At 68.8% G+C, this 13,539-nt stretch carries 12 protein-coding genes; 3 read left to right on the top strand and 9 right to left on the bottom strand.

What is annotated here, in order from left to right; translation table 11 throughout:
- Positions 1 to 166: 166 nt before the first annotated feature.
- Positions 167 to 1,003, bottom strand: a complete 837-nt coding sequence (locus J2P76_RS15555; protein ID WP_207408586.1) for a lytic transglycosylase domain-containing protein — start codon at positions 1,001 to 1,003, stop codon at positions 167 to 169.
- 83 nt (positions 1,004 to 1,086) lie between these two features.
- Here J2P76_RS15555 and J2P76_RS15550 point away from each other — a divergent pair, with 83 nt between their 5' ends.
- Entirely contained in the window at positions 1,087 to 2,631 is a 1,545-nt protein-coding gene (locus J2P76_RS15550; RefSeq protein ID WP_207408585.1) for a UbiD family decarboxylase, read from the top strand.
- Here the strand turns inward: J2P76_RS15550 and J2P76_RS15545 are convergent, their stop codons facing one another.
- The 4 genes from J2P76_RS15545 to J2P76_RS15530 form a co-directional block, all read right to left on the bottom strand.
- A complete protein-coding gene (locus J2P76_RS15545) occupies positions 2,632 to 3,000 on the bottom strand; it encodes a hypothetical protein (RefSeq protein ID WP_207408584.1) in 369 nt (122 codons plus the stop codon). It abuts the gene before it with no gap.
- Positions 3,001 to 3,003: 3 nt separating this feature from the next.
- A complete protein-coding gene (locus J2P76_RS15540) occupies positions 3,004 to 3,423 on the bottom strand; it encodes a phage holin family protein (protein ID WP_207408583.1) in 420 nt (139 codons plus the stop codon).
- Positions 3,424 to 3,465: 42 nt separating this feature from the next.
- Complete coding sequence (locus J2P76_RS15535; RefSeq protein ID WP_207408582.1) at positions 3,466 to 3,783, bottom strand: DUF883 family protein; 318 nt, start codon at positions 3,781 to 3,783, stop codon at positions 3,466 to 3,468.
- 82 nt (positions 3,784 to 3,865) lie between these two features.
- On the bottom strand, positions 3,866 to 4,591 hold the full coding sequence (locus J2P76_RS15530) for a hypothetical protein (protein ID WP_431603402.1): 726 nt from the start codon (positions 4,589 to 4,591) through the stop codon (positions 3,866 to 3,868).
- Between the two features lie 190 nt (positions 4,592 to 4,781).
- Here J2P76_RS15530 and J2P76_RS15525 point away from each other — a divergent pair, with 190 nt between their 5' ends.
- Entirely contained in the window at positions 4,782 to 5,480 is a 699-nt protein-coding gene (locus tag J2P76_RS15525; protein ID WP_242697381.1) for a hypothetical protein, read from the top strand.
- Positions 5,481 to 5,501: 21 nt separating this feature from the next.
- Here J2P76_RS15525 and J2P76_RS15520 read toward each other — a convergent pair whose 3' ends face one another.
- From J2P76_RS15520 to nirB, 3 genes are read right to left on the bottom strand one after another with little or no spacing between them, the layout of a single operon-like run.
- Positions 5,502 to 8,195 carry a molybdopterin-dependent oxidoreductase gene (locus J2P76_RS15520; protein WP_431603401.1) on the bottom strand — a complete coding sequence of 898 codons (2,694 nt, stop codon included), beginning with the start codon at positions 8,193 to 8,195 and terminating at the stop codon, positions 5,502 to 5,504.
- Positions 8,192 to 8,524 (bottom strand): nitrite reductase small subunit NirD, encoded by a 333-nt coding sequence (nirD, locus tag J2P76_RS15515; RefSeq protein WP_207408581.1) that lies wholly within the window; start codon positions 8,522 to 8,524, stop codon positions 8,192 to 8,194. The genes J2P76_RS15520 and nirD overlap by 4 nt, the downstream gene beginning before the upstream one ends.
- A gap of 8 nt (positions 8,525 to 8,532) precedes the next feature.
- Complete coding sequence (nirB, locus tag J2P76_RS15510) at positions 8,533 to 10,971, bottom strand: nitrite reductase large subunit NirB (RefSeq protein ID WP_207408580.1); 2,439 nt, start codon at positions 10,969 to 10,971, stop codon at positions 8,533 to 8,535.
- 407 nt (positions 10,972 to 11,378) lie between these two features.
- Here nirB and cysG point away from each other — a divergent pair, with 407 nt between their 5' ends.
- Positions 11,379 to 12,803 carry a siroheme synthase CysG gene (gene cysG / locus J2P76_RS15505; RefSeq protein ID WP_207408579.1) on the top strand — a complete coding sequence of 475 codons (1,425 nt, stop codon included), beginning with the start codon at positions 11,379 to 11,381 and terminating at the stop codon, positions 12,801 to 12,803.
- Positions 12,804 to 12,815: 12 nt separating this feature from the next.
- Here cysG and upp read toward each other — a convergent pair whose 3' ends face one another.
- Positions 12,816 to 13,454, bottom strand: a complete 639-nt coding sequence (gene upp / locus J2P76_RS15500; protein WP_207408578.1) for a uracil phosphoribosyltransferase — start codon at positions 13,452 to 13,454, stop codon at positions 12,816 to 12,818.
- Positions 13,455 to 13,539 lie beyond the last annotated feature (85 nt).

Raw genomic sequence — 13,539 nt, 5'->3', positions numbered from 1 at the left:
ATCGGCCGAATGGCCATCCGCGCCGCGCAGGGCGGCGTGGATGGCCGGCTCCGTACGATTTTTTCTTCTCAAAAGGTCGCGGCCAAGCACTTAAGGACTCGATTCGCCCCAGCGGCGCGGCAAGCCGGATTCGACGCCAGAAGAATGAACTGCAACACCCCGCGAATCACTCTCGCGCCAACGCGATCCCAGCCGCCAACGCCAGTCGCCGCCTCTCGGCCTGCACTTTCGCCCCGTACCCGCCGTCGCTGGGGCCGGTGGCCCCCACGTAGCAGGCCAGGCCGCCGTCGATCGAGCCGCGGCGGTCGATGCAGTCGCGCAGGATGGTGGTGCCGACGCGGATATTGGCGATCGGATCCAGCGGATTGTTCATGCCGTCGCCCAGCTTGTCGAACTTGTCCTGGTGCACGCGCGTCATGACCTGCATCAGGCCCTGCGCGCCCACCGAGCTTTCGGCGAACGGGTTGTAGCGCGATTCAATGGCAATCACCGCCAGCAGCAGCAGCGGATCCAGCTCTTTTTCGCGCGCGACTTTGTACACCGTGTTCACGAGCACGGCGGTCGCGTCATAAGCCACGCGGTACTTGCGCGAGATATAGTTGCGCAGCGCCTCGATCTGCGGCCCGGATACGGTGCTGCGCGCCTTTTTCCTGGGCGGGGCGGGCGGCAGGTCGCTGCGCAGCGGGCCCAGGAAGCCGGTGGCATTACTGGACGGCGCAGCCGGAATCGCCATGGCTACCGCGGAAGGGGTGTCATAGGCGGGGTCGTATCCCGAGTCGGCAAACGGACCGGAAGACACAGATGTAGGCGCTAAGGCGGTCAACAAGGCTTTGTGCACCTGCAGGGCCTGGTCGCGCAAACCAGGCATGGCGAAGCCCATGCTTACCGTGACGATCACCGCGATACCCAGGTAGGTACAGCAGATGCGCAGCCATTCGGCAAGATGGTGGTGCACTCCTTGGGCGGTCTGACGGAACAGGCCTGCCACTGACGCATCGGGCATGGAGACCTCCTGCGTGGAAAAGAAGGTCTGGATGTTAACCTCTGTTCAACCCCAAAAATGTAACGAATTGACCGGGATCTGTAGTGAAATACCGCGACCTTAGAGACTTCTTGCAGCAACTGGAGCTGCGCGGCCAGCTCAAGCGCATTACCGCGCCTGTCTCGACACACCTGGAAATGACCGAGCTGTCCGACCGCGTGCTGCGCGCCCAGGGCCCCGCCCTGCTGTTCGAGCACGCCACGCACAACGGCGCGCGGGCGGCCATGCCGGTACTGACCAATCTGTTCGGCACGCCGCAGCGGGTAGCCTGGGGCATGGGGGCCGACGACGTCAGCGCGCTGCGCGACACGGGCGAGCTGCTGGCCTCGCTGCGCGAGCCCGAAGCGCCGCGCGGGCTGCGCGATGCGCTGGGCAAAGTGGCCATGCTGAAATCGGCGCTGTGGGACATGGCGCCGAAGCGGGTGCGCAGCCCGGCCTGCCAGGAAATCGTCTGGGAAGGCGCCGATGTCGACCTGGCGCGCCTGCCCATCCAGACCTGCTGGCCGGGCGACGTGGCGCCGCTGCTGACCTGGGGCCTGGTCGTCACGCGCGGCCCCAATGCGCGCCGGCAGAACCTGGGCATCTACCGCCAGCAGCCCATTGCGCCGAACAAGCTGATCATGCGCTGGCTGTCGCACCGCGGCGGCGCGCTGGACTTCCGCGAACACGCGCGCGCGCATCCGGGCACGCCGTTTCCGGTGGCGGTGGCGCTGGGCGCCGACCCCGCCACCATTCTGGGGGCCGTCACGCCGGTGCCCGACAGCCTGTCCGAATACCAGTTCGCCGGCCTGCTGCGCGGCTCGCGCACCGAAGTCGGGCAGGCGCTGGGCAGCGAATTGTCGGTACCGGCCTGGGCCGAGATCGTGCTGGAAGGCCACCTGCTGCCGTCCGGCGACCCGCGCGCCGTGGCGCCGGCCGTGCCCGAGGGCGCGCCGCCGCCGCCCGACACCGGCTACGAAATGGCGCTGGAAGGCCCCTACGGCGACCACACCGGCTACTACAACGAACAGGACTGGTTTCCGGTGTTCACGGTGGACCGCATCACCATGCGGCGCGATCCGGTGTACCACACCACCTATACCGGCAAACCGCCCGACGAGCCCGCCGTGCTGGGCGTGGCGCTCAATGAAGTGTTCGTGCCGCTGCTGCGCCGGCAGCTGCCCGAGATCGTGGATTTCTACCTGCCGCCCGAAGGCTGCAGCTACCGGCTGGCGGTGGTGTCCATCCGCAAGCAATACGCGGGCCACGCCAAGCGCGTGATGTTCGGCCTGTGGAGTGTGCTGCGCCAGTTCATGTATACGAAGTTCATCGTGGTGGTGGACGAAGACATCGACCCGCGCAACTGGCCCGAAGTGGTGTGGGCCATTACCACGCGCATGGACCCGGTGCGCGACACGGTGCTGGTGGAGCGCACGCCCATCGACTACCTGGATTTCGCCTCGCCCGTGTCGGGCCTGGGCGGCAAGATGGGCCTGGACGCCACCAACAAGTGGCCCGGCGAAACCGACCGCGAATGGGGCCGCCCCATTGCCATGGACGAGGCCGTCAAGCGGCGGGTGGACGAAATATGGGGCGGGCTGGGGCTGTGATCAGCGCGCCGGCGGGCCGGCATCGGTGTCGCGCGTATCGCGCCAGGCCTTGAACACCTGCCAGCCCAGCAGCGCGCCGCCGGCCAGCCGCAGCAGCCGCGACCGCTTGCCGCGCCCCATGACCAGGGCCGACACGGTGGAACTGATGAACGGATAGCGGCGCGCCAGCGACACGCCCTGCCACACCAGGTTCGACAGATTGCCGCGCGCCAGCCCGGGCAGCCAGCGCTTGAGCAGATTGCGCGGTTCGAGCGAACGGCTGGCCGAGGCGATGTCGTGCGCCAGCGACTCGCGCTCGATGGCCGCGCGGGCGCGCAGCAGTTCGATGCGCACTGCGCGGTCGACCGCCGCTGAGGGTTTGTTGGCCATGGCTCAGCCCTCGTCGCGCTGGCGCTCGGCCAGGGCGTCTTGTTCGGCCCGGGCGGCGTGCACGCTGCCGAGCAGGTCGGCATCGCGGCCCAGCTCTTCGAAGGTGGCCGAAAACGGCGCGGGCCCGGACACCAGTTCGCGCCGCACCAGCAACAGCAGCACCACGCCGATCACGGCATACAGGGCAGCCAGCAGGCCCAGGGCCAGGTAGCGGTCTTCGGTGGGCCAGAACGCCACCGCAATGGTGACGCTGAACACCAGCACGGCCAGGGTCAGGAACAGCAAGGCGGCAAACGCCATGCCCAGCAACTTGATCAGCCGCGCCTTTTCTTCGGCGGCTTCCAAGGCGAACAATTCCAGGCGGGTACGCAGCAGCCCGACCAGGCTGCCTGCCACGCCGAATACGGATCTGCGCAGGCCCATGGGCAAGAGCGGGCCGGCCGCCGGGCGGCCGGCCCCGCGCCCTTAGCGGCGAGAGATCAGCAGGCCCAGCAGCAGGCCGGTCACGCCCGCGATGCCGATGGCTTGCCAGGGATTGTCGTGCACGTAGTCGTCGGTGGCGCGCGCCGCCTTGCGGCCGCGTTCCAGCACGGCATCCTGGGCGTCGTACAGCGCCTCGCGGGTGCGCTTGAGCGAGGCCATGGCGCGGTCGCGCAGCTCGGTGGCCTTGTCGCCGGAACTGGAGGCGGCTTCGCGCAACAGGTTTTCTGCATCGTTCAGGCTGCTTTTGACGCTGTCGATGAGTTTTTCTTTGGCGACTTCCTCGGATCGTCGGGTGGTCATGAAGGCTCCTGTTGATGTGTCGGTGACAGATCCATCATACCAGCGGCGCAGGGCAAAATCGCGGGGCTGCTGCTACCGACTGCTACTTGATTTGCGTAATCTCGACCGCGGACTTCACCCCGGCCTGGTCGATGTCCTGGCGCATCACCAGATTCACCGCCGGGCAGTACCAGTCGGTGACGGTGGTGTTCATGCCCGGAATGGGCAGCGTAATGCCCTGGAAAGTGGCCAGGGTGGGGTCGGTATTGCGCGTGTAGTGGATCGGCCAGCACGACTGGCGGCCCAGCGCCGTGTCCATGGATTGTTGCGCGCCCACGGTTTTTTCGCCGATGCGCACCACCGTGGTGGGCTGCCCGCCCACCGGGGCATCCTTGCCGATGTTCAGCCGGTAGACGGCGCCCGGCATGCGCTGGCCCTGCGAGATTTTGCCGTCGTAGGCAAACAGCCCCAGCATGCGCAGGTCGAACTGCCCGTGGTTTTCGGGTTTTTCACCCGCCTTGGCATAACGCACGAACTCGGCCTTGCCGTTCTTGATGGTCATCAAGTAGTCGAGTTTGGATTTGCCGGCCGGCAGGCCGGCATAGCTGAAGCTGGCGGTGCCCTGTACGCGCGCCCGGCAGTTGGCCGAGTCGGTCTTGGCCACCTCGGCGAAGCTCAGGTCGGCGCCCAGGCTCAGGTTGCCCGAACCGGTCAATTGCACCGCCCCGCCGTTGTGCATGAAGCGCGCATCGCACACGCCGGCCAGCGCCTGGGCCGACCAGCCGGCCGCGCCCGCCAGGAATAAACAAGAAAAGAAGCGTGCCGCCACCCGGGACTCCTGAAAGCTCAAAAAAACCATGCCGCAGGGCATGGTTTTTCGATACTACACCGGTTGACCGGCTGGCGGCCGGCCTGGGAGCAAGCGGCGCAGCGGCCGGAAACAACCGATACATGGCTATATACAAATAAATATTTGGTTTTATTTTGTATAGAATCGCGCTTCCCTTCCTCACTTATCCATGGCCATGCCGCTCCCGTCATATCGCTTCTTCGCACCGCTGCGCCGGACCCTCTGCTGGATTGCCCTGGCGGGCACGGCCATGCTGGCCGGCTGCGCAAACACGCCCAACACGATTCCCGTCACCTATTCGCCGTCGTCGGTGCTGAGCGCCGAAGGCGCCGTCGAGGTCGGGGCCTTCACCTACGATCCGAACAAGGCCGACCCCGGCGCGCCGGCCCAGGCTCCCACAGAGCAGCGCCATGCCAACGCCGGCCTGTCCACCTCGCAGCAGGCCAGCGGCGGCATGCCGGGCAGCTACCGGCCCAGCAAAATTGCGCCCAACCAGATCCGCAACACGGCCCTGGGCAGCATCCTGCTGGAAAAAGACATCAAGGATCTGATACGCGATGCCACGTTCACCGAACTGCGTTTCATGGGCGTCAAGGTCAACGGCGCCGCGCAACCTACCCTGCTGACCGGCGACATCGAGGAATTCCTGATCGACGACCTCGGCTATTCGGTGGACTGGACGCTGCGGATCGCCTATGTGGCCACGGACAAGGCCAGCGGCAAGCCGGCATACCAGGCCACCAAGGAAATCAAGCGCCGCACCGCCAAATTCGCCAACTTCTTCGGCGCGCTCAACGACACTATCCGCCTGAACATCGAAGAGCTGGCCAAGGACCCGGCCTTCCTGGCCGTCATCAAGCAGCCATAACCCTTCGCCCGCCCCGCCGCCTCAGGCCGCGTGCAGCGCGGCCAGGCGGCGCACTTCGGGCATGCACGAGCCGCAGCCGGACCCGCAGCCCAGGCGCGCCTTCAGCTCTTCGGCATCCAGGCCGGCTTCGGCGCCGGCCCGGATGGCCTGCTCGGTGACCCCGGCGCAGGCGCACACGGTGCGGGCGCGGGGCGGCGCCTGGGTGCGCCCCATCAGCAGCATGGCCAGGCTGGCCGGCGCCTGGCCTCCGTCGGCCCAGGCCAGCAGGCCATCATGGGCGCGCACATCGCCGGCCAGCAGAAAGGCGGCCGGCTCGCCGTCGGCCAGGCTCAGGCGCCGCAGCACGCCGCGCGAGGCATCGTCGAACGCCGCGTCCGGGTGTTCCAGCCCCAGCGCCTGCGCCAACGCGTCCACCACATGCGGCGGCGGCGCCGAATCGGCCGCCACGCGCAGCCGCACGCCGGGGCCCGCCGCGCAGGGCAGCAGCGCCGCATACTCGAAGCGCCGCAGCCACGGCGCCAGGCGCTGGCGCAGCAGGGCCGCGTCGCCGGCCAGCCAGCCCATGGCCTGCCATGGCAGGCGCGCCGGCGCCACGGCCACGGCGGTGTGCTTGAGCTCGGGCTGGCGCGAAACCGGGTCGCGCGACGGATTGGTCAGCGCATTCACGCCCAGGCCGGCCATATAGGCACTGCCCCAGTGCATGGGCAGAAAGGCGTGGCCGGGCTTGAGGGCGTCGTCGGGCCGCGCCGGCAGCACGATGGCGCCGCGCCGCGAACGCACCCGCGCCAGGGCGCCCGGCGCCAGCTTCAGGCGTTCCAGGTCGAGCGGGTGCAGCGACAGCCAGGGTTCTTCCACATGGCGGGTCAGCGCCGGGGCCAGGCCGGTGCGCGCCAGCGTGTGCCAGTGATCGCGCAGCCGGCCGGTGGTCAGGCGCAGCGGATACGGCGCCGAGACCGGCTCGGCCACCGGCGTGTAGCCCGTGTCGTAAAAGCGCGCGCGGCCGTCGGCAGTGGCGAAGCGCCCGTCGGCGTACAGGCGCGGCGCGGCCGCGCCGCCGCGGTACGGCCATTGCACGGGCCCCGCCCGCTCGAGCAGGACATAATCCACGGCGCTGTAATCCAGGTCGCGCCCGGCGGTCATGCGCGCGTGTTCGGCGAACACGGCGCTTTCGTCGGGGTAGTCGAACAAGGCCGCTTTTTCGGGCGCCACCAGCCGGGCCAGGCGCCGCGCCACTGCGGCGGCCAGTCGCCAGTCGGGCCGGGCATCGCCGGGCGGCTCGATGGCCGCGCGCACACGGCTGATGCGGCGCTCGGAATTGGTGGCGGTGCCCGATTTTTCGGGCCAGGTGGCCGCCGGCAGCACCAGGTCGGCATAGGCCAGAGTCTCGGTGCCGGCATAGGCTTCTTGCACGATGACGAATTCGGCTTTCTGCAGGGCGGCGCGCACCTTCGCCTGTTCGGGCAGCGACTGGGCCGGGTTGGTGGCGGCGATCCACAGCACCTTGATGCGGCCTTCCAGCACCGCGTCGAACATTTCCAGCGCCGGCTTGCCGGGCGCGGCGGGCAGGCTGTCCACCCCCCATAGCGCGGCCACTTCCCGGCGATGCGCCGGCGTGCCCGGGTCGCGGTGGCCGGGCAGCAGCGTGGCCATGCCGCCGGCCTCGCGCCCGCCCATGGCGTTGGGCTGGCCGGTCAGCGAAAACGGCCCGGCGCCGGGCCGGCCGATCTGGCCGGTGGCCAGGTGCAGGTTGATCAGCGCGCCGTTCTTGGCCGTGCCGCTGCTGGACTGGTTCAGCCCCATGGTGTACAGCGACAGGGCGGCGCCCGCCTGGCCGAACCAGCGCGCCGCCTGCACGATGTCGGCCGCCGGCACGCCGCAGACATCCTGCGCCGCGCGCGGCGTGAATTCGTGCACGCGCGCCTTCAAGGCGGCGAAGCCGGCCGTGTGGGCCGCGATATAGGCCGGGTCGACCAGATCTTCCCACACCATGACGTTCAGCATGGCATGGAACAGCGCCACGTCCGTGCCGGGCGCAATCGGCAGGTGCAGGTCGGCCAGCGCGGCGGTGTCGGTGCGGCGGGGGTCCACCACCACGATCTTCATGCCGGGGCGCGCCGCCTTGGCGGCTTCCAGCCGGCGGAACAGCACGGGATGCGCATAAGCCATGTTGGAACCGGCGATCAACACGGTGTCGGCCTGTTCCAGGTCTTCGTAGCAGGCCGGCGGCGCGTCGGCGCCCAGCGTCAGCTTGTAGCCCGACACCGCGCTGGACATGCACAGCCGCGAATTCGTGTCGATATTGTTGGTGCCCACCAGCGCGCGCGCCAGCTTGTTGAAGACGGCGTAGTCTTCGGTAAGCAGCTGGCCCGACAGGTAAAAGCCCACGGCGTCCGGCCCGTGCATGCCGATGGCGGCGGCCAGCCGGCCGGCGGCCAGGTCCAGGGCGTCGTCCAGCGCCACCGGCGCGCGCTCGCGGCCGCGCTCGGGGCGCCATTCGGCCCGCAGCACGCGCGCCGCATCGTGGCGCACGGTATCGGCCAGCGCCAGCCCCTTGCTGCACAGCCTGCCCTGGTTGGACGGATGGGCGGGGTCGCCCGCCACCGCCACCACGCGTCCGTCGCGCGCCGTCACCCGCACGCCGCAACCCGTGCCGCAATAACAGCAAACCGACGCTACTGTGTGTTCCAGCGCAGCGCTTCGGGGGCGGGCTTTCACTCTGCAAGGCCCAGGTACACCGCGCCGTCGTCCACCTTTACCGGCAGGGTCTGCACACAGCCTTCATCGGGCGCCTGGGCCTGGCCGCTGGCCAGGTCCATCACCCAGCCGTGCAGCGGGCAGGCCACCGAGCGGCCGTGCACCAGCCCGGCCGACAGCGGGCCGCCCTTGTGCGGGCAGCGGTCGACCACGGCGTAGACCTGGTCGTCGCCGGTGCGGAATACGGCCACGTTGTCCTGGCCCGGACGCTGCACCACGCGCGCGCCCAGCGGCGGAATCTCGTCGATATGGCAGATGCTGCGCCATTGGCAGGTAGCGGCTTGCGACATAAGGGGTCTCACACGGTCAGGGATTGGAATTCACGGGCGGCGGGCGCGGTTTCGCGGCGCGCTTCCCAGGGGTCGGCCTCGAACGACAGCGCGAACTTCAGGCGCGCATAAAGCTCGGCGCGGTTGGCGGCGTCTTCGACGACGCGCGCCCTGGCGTGCTCCAGGCCGACGCGCGCCAGGTAGTGCACCGTGCGCTCCAGGTAAAAGGCTTCTTCGCGGTACAGCTGCAGGAACGCGCCGCTGTACTCCAGCACTTCTTCGGCGGTCTTGACCTTGGCGAAGAACTGCGCCACTTCGGTCTTGATGCCGCCGTTGCCGCCCACGTACAGTTCCCAGCCCGAATCCACGGCGATGATGCCCACGTCCTTGATGCCCGATTCGGCGCAGTTGCGCGGGCAGCCCGACACCGCCAGCTTGACCTTGTGCGGGCTCCACATGCCCACCAGGTCTTTTTCCAGGGCGATGCCCATGCCGGTGGAATCCTGAGTGCCGAAGCGGCAGTACTCGCTGCCCACGCAGGTCTTCACCGTGCGCAGGCTTTTGCCATAGGCATGCCCCGACGGCATGTCCAGGTCGGCCCACACTTTGGGCAGGTCTTCTTTCTTCACGCCCAGCAAGTCGATGCGCTGGCCGCCGGTAACCTTGACCAGCGGAATGGCGTACTTGTCGGCCACGTCGGCAATACGGCGCAGTTCCGACGGGTTGGTCACGCCGCCCCACATGCGCGGCACCACCGAATACGTGCCGTCTTTCTGGATGTTGGCGTGCATGCGCTCGTTGGCCAGGCGCGACTGGCCGTCGTCGCGCGCTTCGCCCGGCCAGGTGGACAGCAGGTAGTAGTTCAGGGCCGGGCGGCACGTGGCGCAGCCATCGGGGGTGCGCCATTCCATGAAATGCATGGCGTCGGCGATGGTGGTCAGGTGGTGCTGGCGGATGGCCTTGCGCACTTCGCCATGCGTCAGGTCGGTGCACCCGCAAAGGGCTTTCTCGGACTTCGGCTTGACGTCGGCCGCGCCGCCCACGCAGTTGATCAGGATCTGCTCCACCAGCCCCGTGCACGACCCGCACGAACTGGCGGCCTTGGTGTGCTTCTTGATTTCGTCGACGGTGAACAGGCCCTTGTCGCGGATGGCCTTGACGATGGTGCCCTTGCACACGCCATTGCAGCCGCACACTTCGGCGCTGTCGGCCATGCCGATGGCGCGGTTCTCGCCGGCGTGGCCGGTGTCGCCGCCGATGGCGCTTTCGCCGAACATCAGCTGGTCGCGCAGCTCGTCGATGCGCTTGCCTTCGCGGATCAGCCGGAAGTACCAGGCGCCGTCGGCCGTGTCGCCATACAGGCAGGCGCCCACCAGCTTGTCGTCTTTCAGCACCAGCTTCTTGTAGACGCCGCCCACCGGATCGGCCAAGGTGATTTCTTCGGTGCCCTGCCCGCCCAGGAATTCGCCGGCCGAGAACACGTCGATGCCGGTCACTTTCAGCTTGGTCGAAGTCACGCTGCCTTCGTAGCGGCCGATGCCGTGCATGGCCAGGTGATTGGCCGCCACCTTGGCCTGCTCGAACAGCGGCGCCACCAGCCCGTAGGCCGTGCCGCGATGGCTGACGCATTCGCCCACGGCGTAGATCAGCGGGTCGTAGGTCTGCAGCGTATCGCTGACCACCACGCCGCGGTTGACGTACAGGCCGCAGCTTTCGGCCAGTTCGGTGTTGGGCCGGATGCCCACCGCCATCACCACCAGGTCGGCCTCGACCTCTTCGCCGCCGGCAAAGCGCAGCGCGCGCACGCGGCCCTGCGCGTTGCCCAGCAGCGCCTCGGTCTGGCGCGGCATCAGGAACTTCAGGCCGCGCGCCTCGAGGCTGCGCTGCAGCAGCAGCGCGGCCTGCGGGTCGAGCTGGCGGTCGAGCAGGCCCGAGCCCAGGTGCACCACCGACACGTCCATGCCGCGCGCGGCCAGGCCGCTGGCGGCTTCCAGCCCCAGCAGGCCGCCGCCGATCACCACCGCGCGCTTGTGCGTGCGGGCGGCCTCGATCATCAGGTTCACGTCGCGGATGTCGCGGAAAGTCACCACGCCGTCCAGGTCGTTGCCGGCAATGGGCAGGATGAACGGGTTCGACCCGGTGGCCAGCAGCAGGCGGTCGTATGGCACTTCGCTGCCGTCCTCGCCGACCACGACGCGGCGCGCGCGGTTGATGCGCGCCACCTTGCAGTTCATGCGCAGGTCGATGCCATTCGAGCGGTACCAGTCCACATCATTGAGCACGATGTCCTGCAGGGTCTGCTCGCCGGTCAGCACCGGCGACAGCAGGATGCGGTTGTAGTTGGGATAGGGCTCCGAGCCGAACACGGTGATCTCGTACAGATCGGGCGCCAGCTTCAGCAATTCTTCCAGCGTGCGCACGCCGGCCATGCCGTTGCCCACCATCACCAGCTTCAATTTCTTTTCCATGATGTCTCTCGTCTTGCTTGTCGCCCGCGCGTCAGGCAGCGGCGGGCGGAACGGCCGGCAGCCGCCGTTGGCCGCCGGTTCCTATCAAGCAAACATCATGCCAATCGCCAACCGCCCTGGCGGCGCCCCGGCCGCGGTCCAACTTGGTGCGTGGCATGCGGGACGCGCACCACATGCGTGCCGCGCGCCCCGCCGCTGGGCAGCCGGTGCACGGCGGCCGGGCGCCGCGCCGAAGGCGCCCGCCGATGGCATGGATATTGCATATCCCGAAGAGCCATCGCGGGCCTTTGAACAGGCCCCTAATCACTTATCGCTATATCAATCCAATAAATCAAAAGTTGTAGGGATGAAATCGTGTCCCTATGATCCATGAACTACCGCGGGTTCGCCCCGCCTGGCTGATTTTCATGAAGCTTTTCCCGTTATTTGCCGATCTGCAGGGCCGCCGCGTACTGGTCGTGGGGGGTGGCGACATTGCCGCGCGCAAGGTGCAGCTGCTGCTCGAGGCTTCGGCCGACGTGCACGTGGGCGCGCCCGCGCTGGTGCCCGAACTGGCGCTGCTGGCCGCGCAGGGGCGCATCCGCGCCCTGGCGGGCGAGTTCCGCCCCGACTGGCTCGACGACGCCTGGCTGGTGGTGGCCGCCACCGACGACCGCGCGGTCAACGCGGCGGTTTCGCAGGCCGCGCAGACGCGCCGCATCTTCAGCAACGTGGTCGACGACGCCGAGCTGTCGTCGTTCCAGGTGCCGTCCATCGTCGACCGCTCGCCGCTGGTCGTGGCCATCTCGTCCTCGGGGGTGGCGCCGGTGCTGGCGCGCCGGCTGCGCGAACGAGTGGAATCGCTGTTCGACCATTCGCTGGGCGCGCTGGCCGCCCTGGCCGCGCGCCACCGGCCGCGCATCCGCGAACGCCGGCCCGACCTGAAACAGCGCCGCAAGTTCTACGACTGGCTGCTCGACGGCCCGGTGGCCGCCCTGCTGCGCCAACAGCAGCCGGACGAGGCCGAGCGCATGCTGGAAGCGGCACTGCAGGCGCCGCAGGACGACGGCGCGGGCAGCGTGGCGCTGGTGGGCGCCGGGCCGGGCGACCCCGGCCTGCTGACGCTGAAGGCGCTGCGCGCGCTGAACGAAGCCGATGTCATTCTGTACGACCGGCTGGTCAGCCCGGCGGTGCTGGCGCTGGCGCGGCGCGATGCCGACCGCGTGGCCGTGGGCAAGCTGCCGGGCGAAGACCACGACGCCACCCAGGCGCGCATCCATGCGCTGCTGGTCGAACATGCGCGCGCCGGCCGGCGCGTGGTGCGCCTGAAAGGCGGCGACGCCTTCATTTTCGGGCGCGGCGGCGAAGAACTGGAATACCTGCGCGCCCACCAGGTGCGCTATGAAGTCGTGCCCGGCATCACCGCGGCGCTGGCCTGCGCCGCCTACGCCGGCATTCCGCTGACGCACCGCGACCATGCACAGTCGGTCCGGCTGGTTACCGCGCACTGCCGCGAGGACGAAGACACGCTGGACTGGGCCGGCCTGGCGCGCGATCACCAGACGCTGGCCTTCTACATGGGCGTGGGCCAGCTCGAAACCCTGTCGGCCCGGCTGATCGGCCACGGCCGCTCGGGCGCCACGCCATTTGCCCTGGTCGAGAACGGCAGCCGGCCCGAGCAGCGGGTAATCAGCGGCCAGCTGGCCGAGCTGGCGGCCGTGGCGCGCAGCCACGGCGTGCGCGCGCCGGCGCTGTTGATCGTGGGTGAAGTGGCCGGGCTGGCGCGCGAACTGCATTGGTTCGGCGCGCACCTGGAAGGCCGGCGGCGCGGGCCCGAGGCCCTGGCCGCCTGACCGGGGCCGCCGCTATTCGGCCTTCTGCTTGGTGCCGAAGATGCGGTCGCCGGCGTCGCCCAGGCCCGGCATGATGTAGCCGTGCTCGTTCAGGCCGTCGTCGATGGAAGCCGTGTAGATATGCACGTCGGGATGCCGGTCGAGCACGGCCTTGATGCCCACCGGCGCCGCCACCAGCACCAGCGCGCGGATCTCGCGGCAGCCGGCGCGCTTGAGCATGTCGATGGTGGCCAGCATCGAGCCGCCCGTGGCCAGCATGGGGTCGACGATCAGCGCCAGGCGTTGGTCCAGTTCGCCCACCAGGCGTTCCAGGTAGGTATGCGCCTGCAGGGTTTCTTCGTTGCGGGCCACGCCCACCACGCTGACCTTGGCGCCCGGGATCAGGCTGAGCACGCCGTCGAGCATGCCGATGCCGGCCCGCAGGATGGGCACCACTGTTACCTTCTTGCCGGCGATTTTCTCGACCGTGACCGTGCCGCACCAGCCCTCGACCGTGGACTGCGCCAGCGGCAGGTCTTTCGAGGCCTCGTAGGTCAGCAGCGCGCCGACTTCCTGGGAAAGTTCGCGAAAGCTCTTGGTGCTGAGGTCGGCGCGGCGCATGATGCCGAGCTTGTGGCGGATCAGCGGATGGCGGATTTCATGCACAGGCATGTGCGACAGTCTCCAGGAAACAAATAGGCGGCGCACGCCAGCGCGCCAGACAACGCCATCGTAAACCGTTTGCGGGCGGCGCGGC

The sequence above is a fragment of the Bordetella petrii genome (assembly GCF_017356245.1).
Lineage (GTDB): Bacteria > Pseudomonadota > Gammaproteobacteria > Burkholderiales > Burkholderiaceae_B > Bordetella_A > Bordetella_A petrii_D.
Note: the sequence above shows the minus strand (reverse complement) of the source record. Positions and strands in the feature narration are given on the sequence as shown.

Excerpts from the sequence above, each read along its gene's own strand:
- J2P76_RS15555 (WP_207408586.1), bottom strand. The coding sequence starts at position 1,003 with ATGCCCGATGCGTCAGTGGCAGGCCTGTTCCGTCAGACCGCCCAAGGA.
- J2P76_RS15545 (WP_207408584.1), bottom strand. The coding sequence starts at position 3,000 with ATGGCCAACAAACCCTCAGCGGCGGTCGACCGCGCAGTGCGCATCGAA.
- J2P76_RS15540 (WP_207408583.1), bottom strand. The coding sequence starts at position 3,423 with ATGGGCCTGCGCAGATCCGTATTCGGCGTGGCAGGCAGCCTGGTCGGG.
- J2P76_RS15535 (WP_207408582.1), bottom strand. The coding sequence starts at position 3,783 with ATGACCACCCGACGATCCGAGGAAGTCGCCAAAGAAAAACTCATCGAC.
- J2P76_RS15525 (WP_242697381.1), top strand. The coding sequence starts at position 4,782 with ATGGCCATGCCGCTCCCGTCATATCGCTTCTTCGCACCGCTGCGCCGG.
- nirD (WP_207408581.1), bottom strand. The coding sequence starts at position 8,524 with ATGTCGCAAGCCGCTACCTGCCAATGGCGCAGCATCTGCCATATCGAC.
- nirB (WP_207408580.1), bottom strand. The coding sequence starts at position 10,971 with ATGGAAAAGAAATTGAAGCTGGTGATGGTGGGCAACGGCATGGCCGGC.
- cysG (WP_207408579.1), top strand. The coding sequence starts at position 11,379 with ATGAAGCTTTTCCCGTTATTTGCCGATCTGCAGGGCCGCCGCGTACTG.
- upp (WP_207408578.1), bottom strand. The coding sequence starts at position 13,454 with ATGCCTGTGCATGAAATCCGCCATCCGCTGATCCGCCACAAGCTCGGC.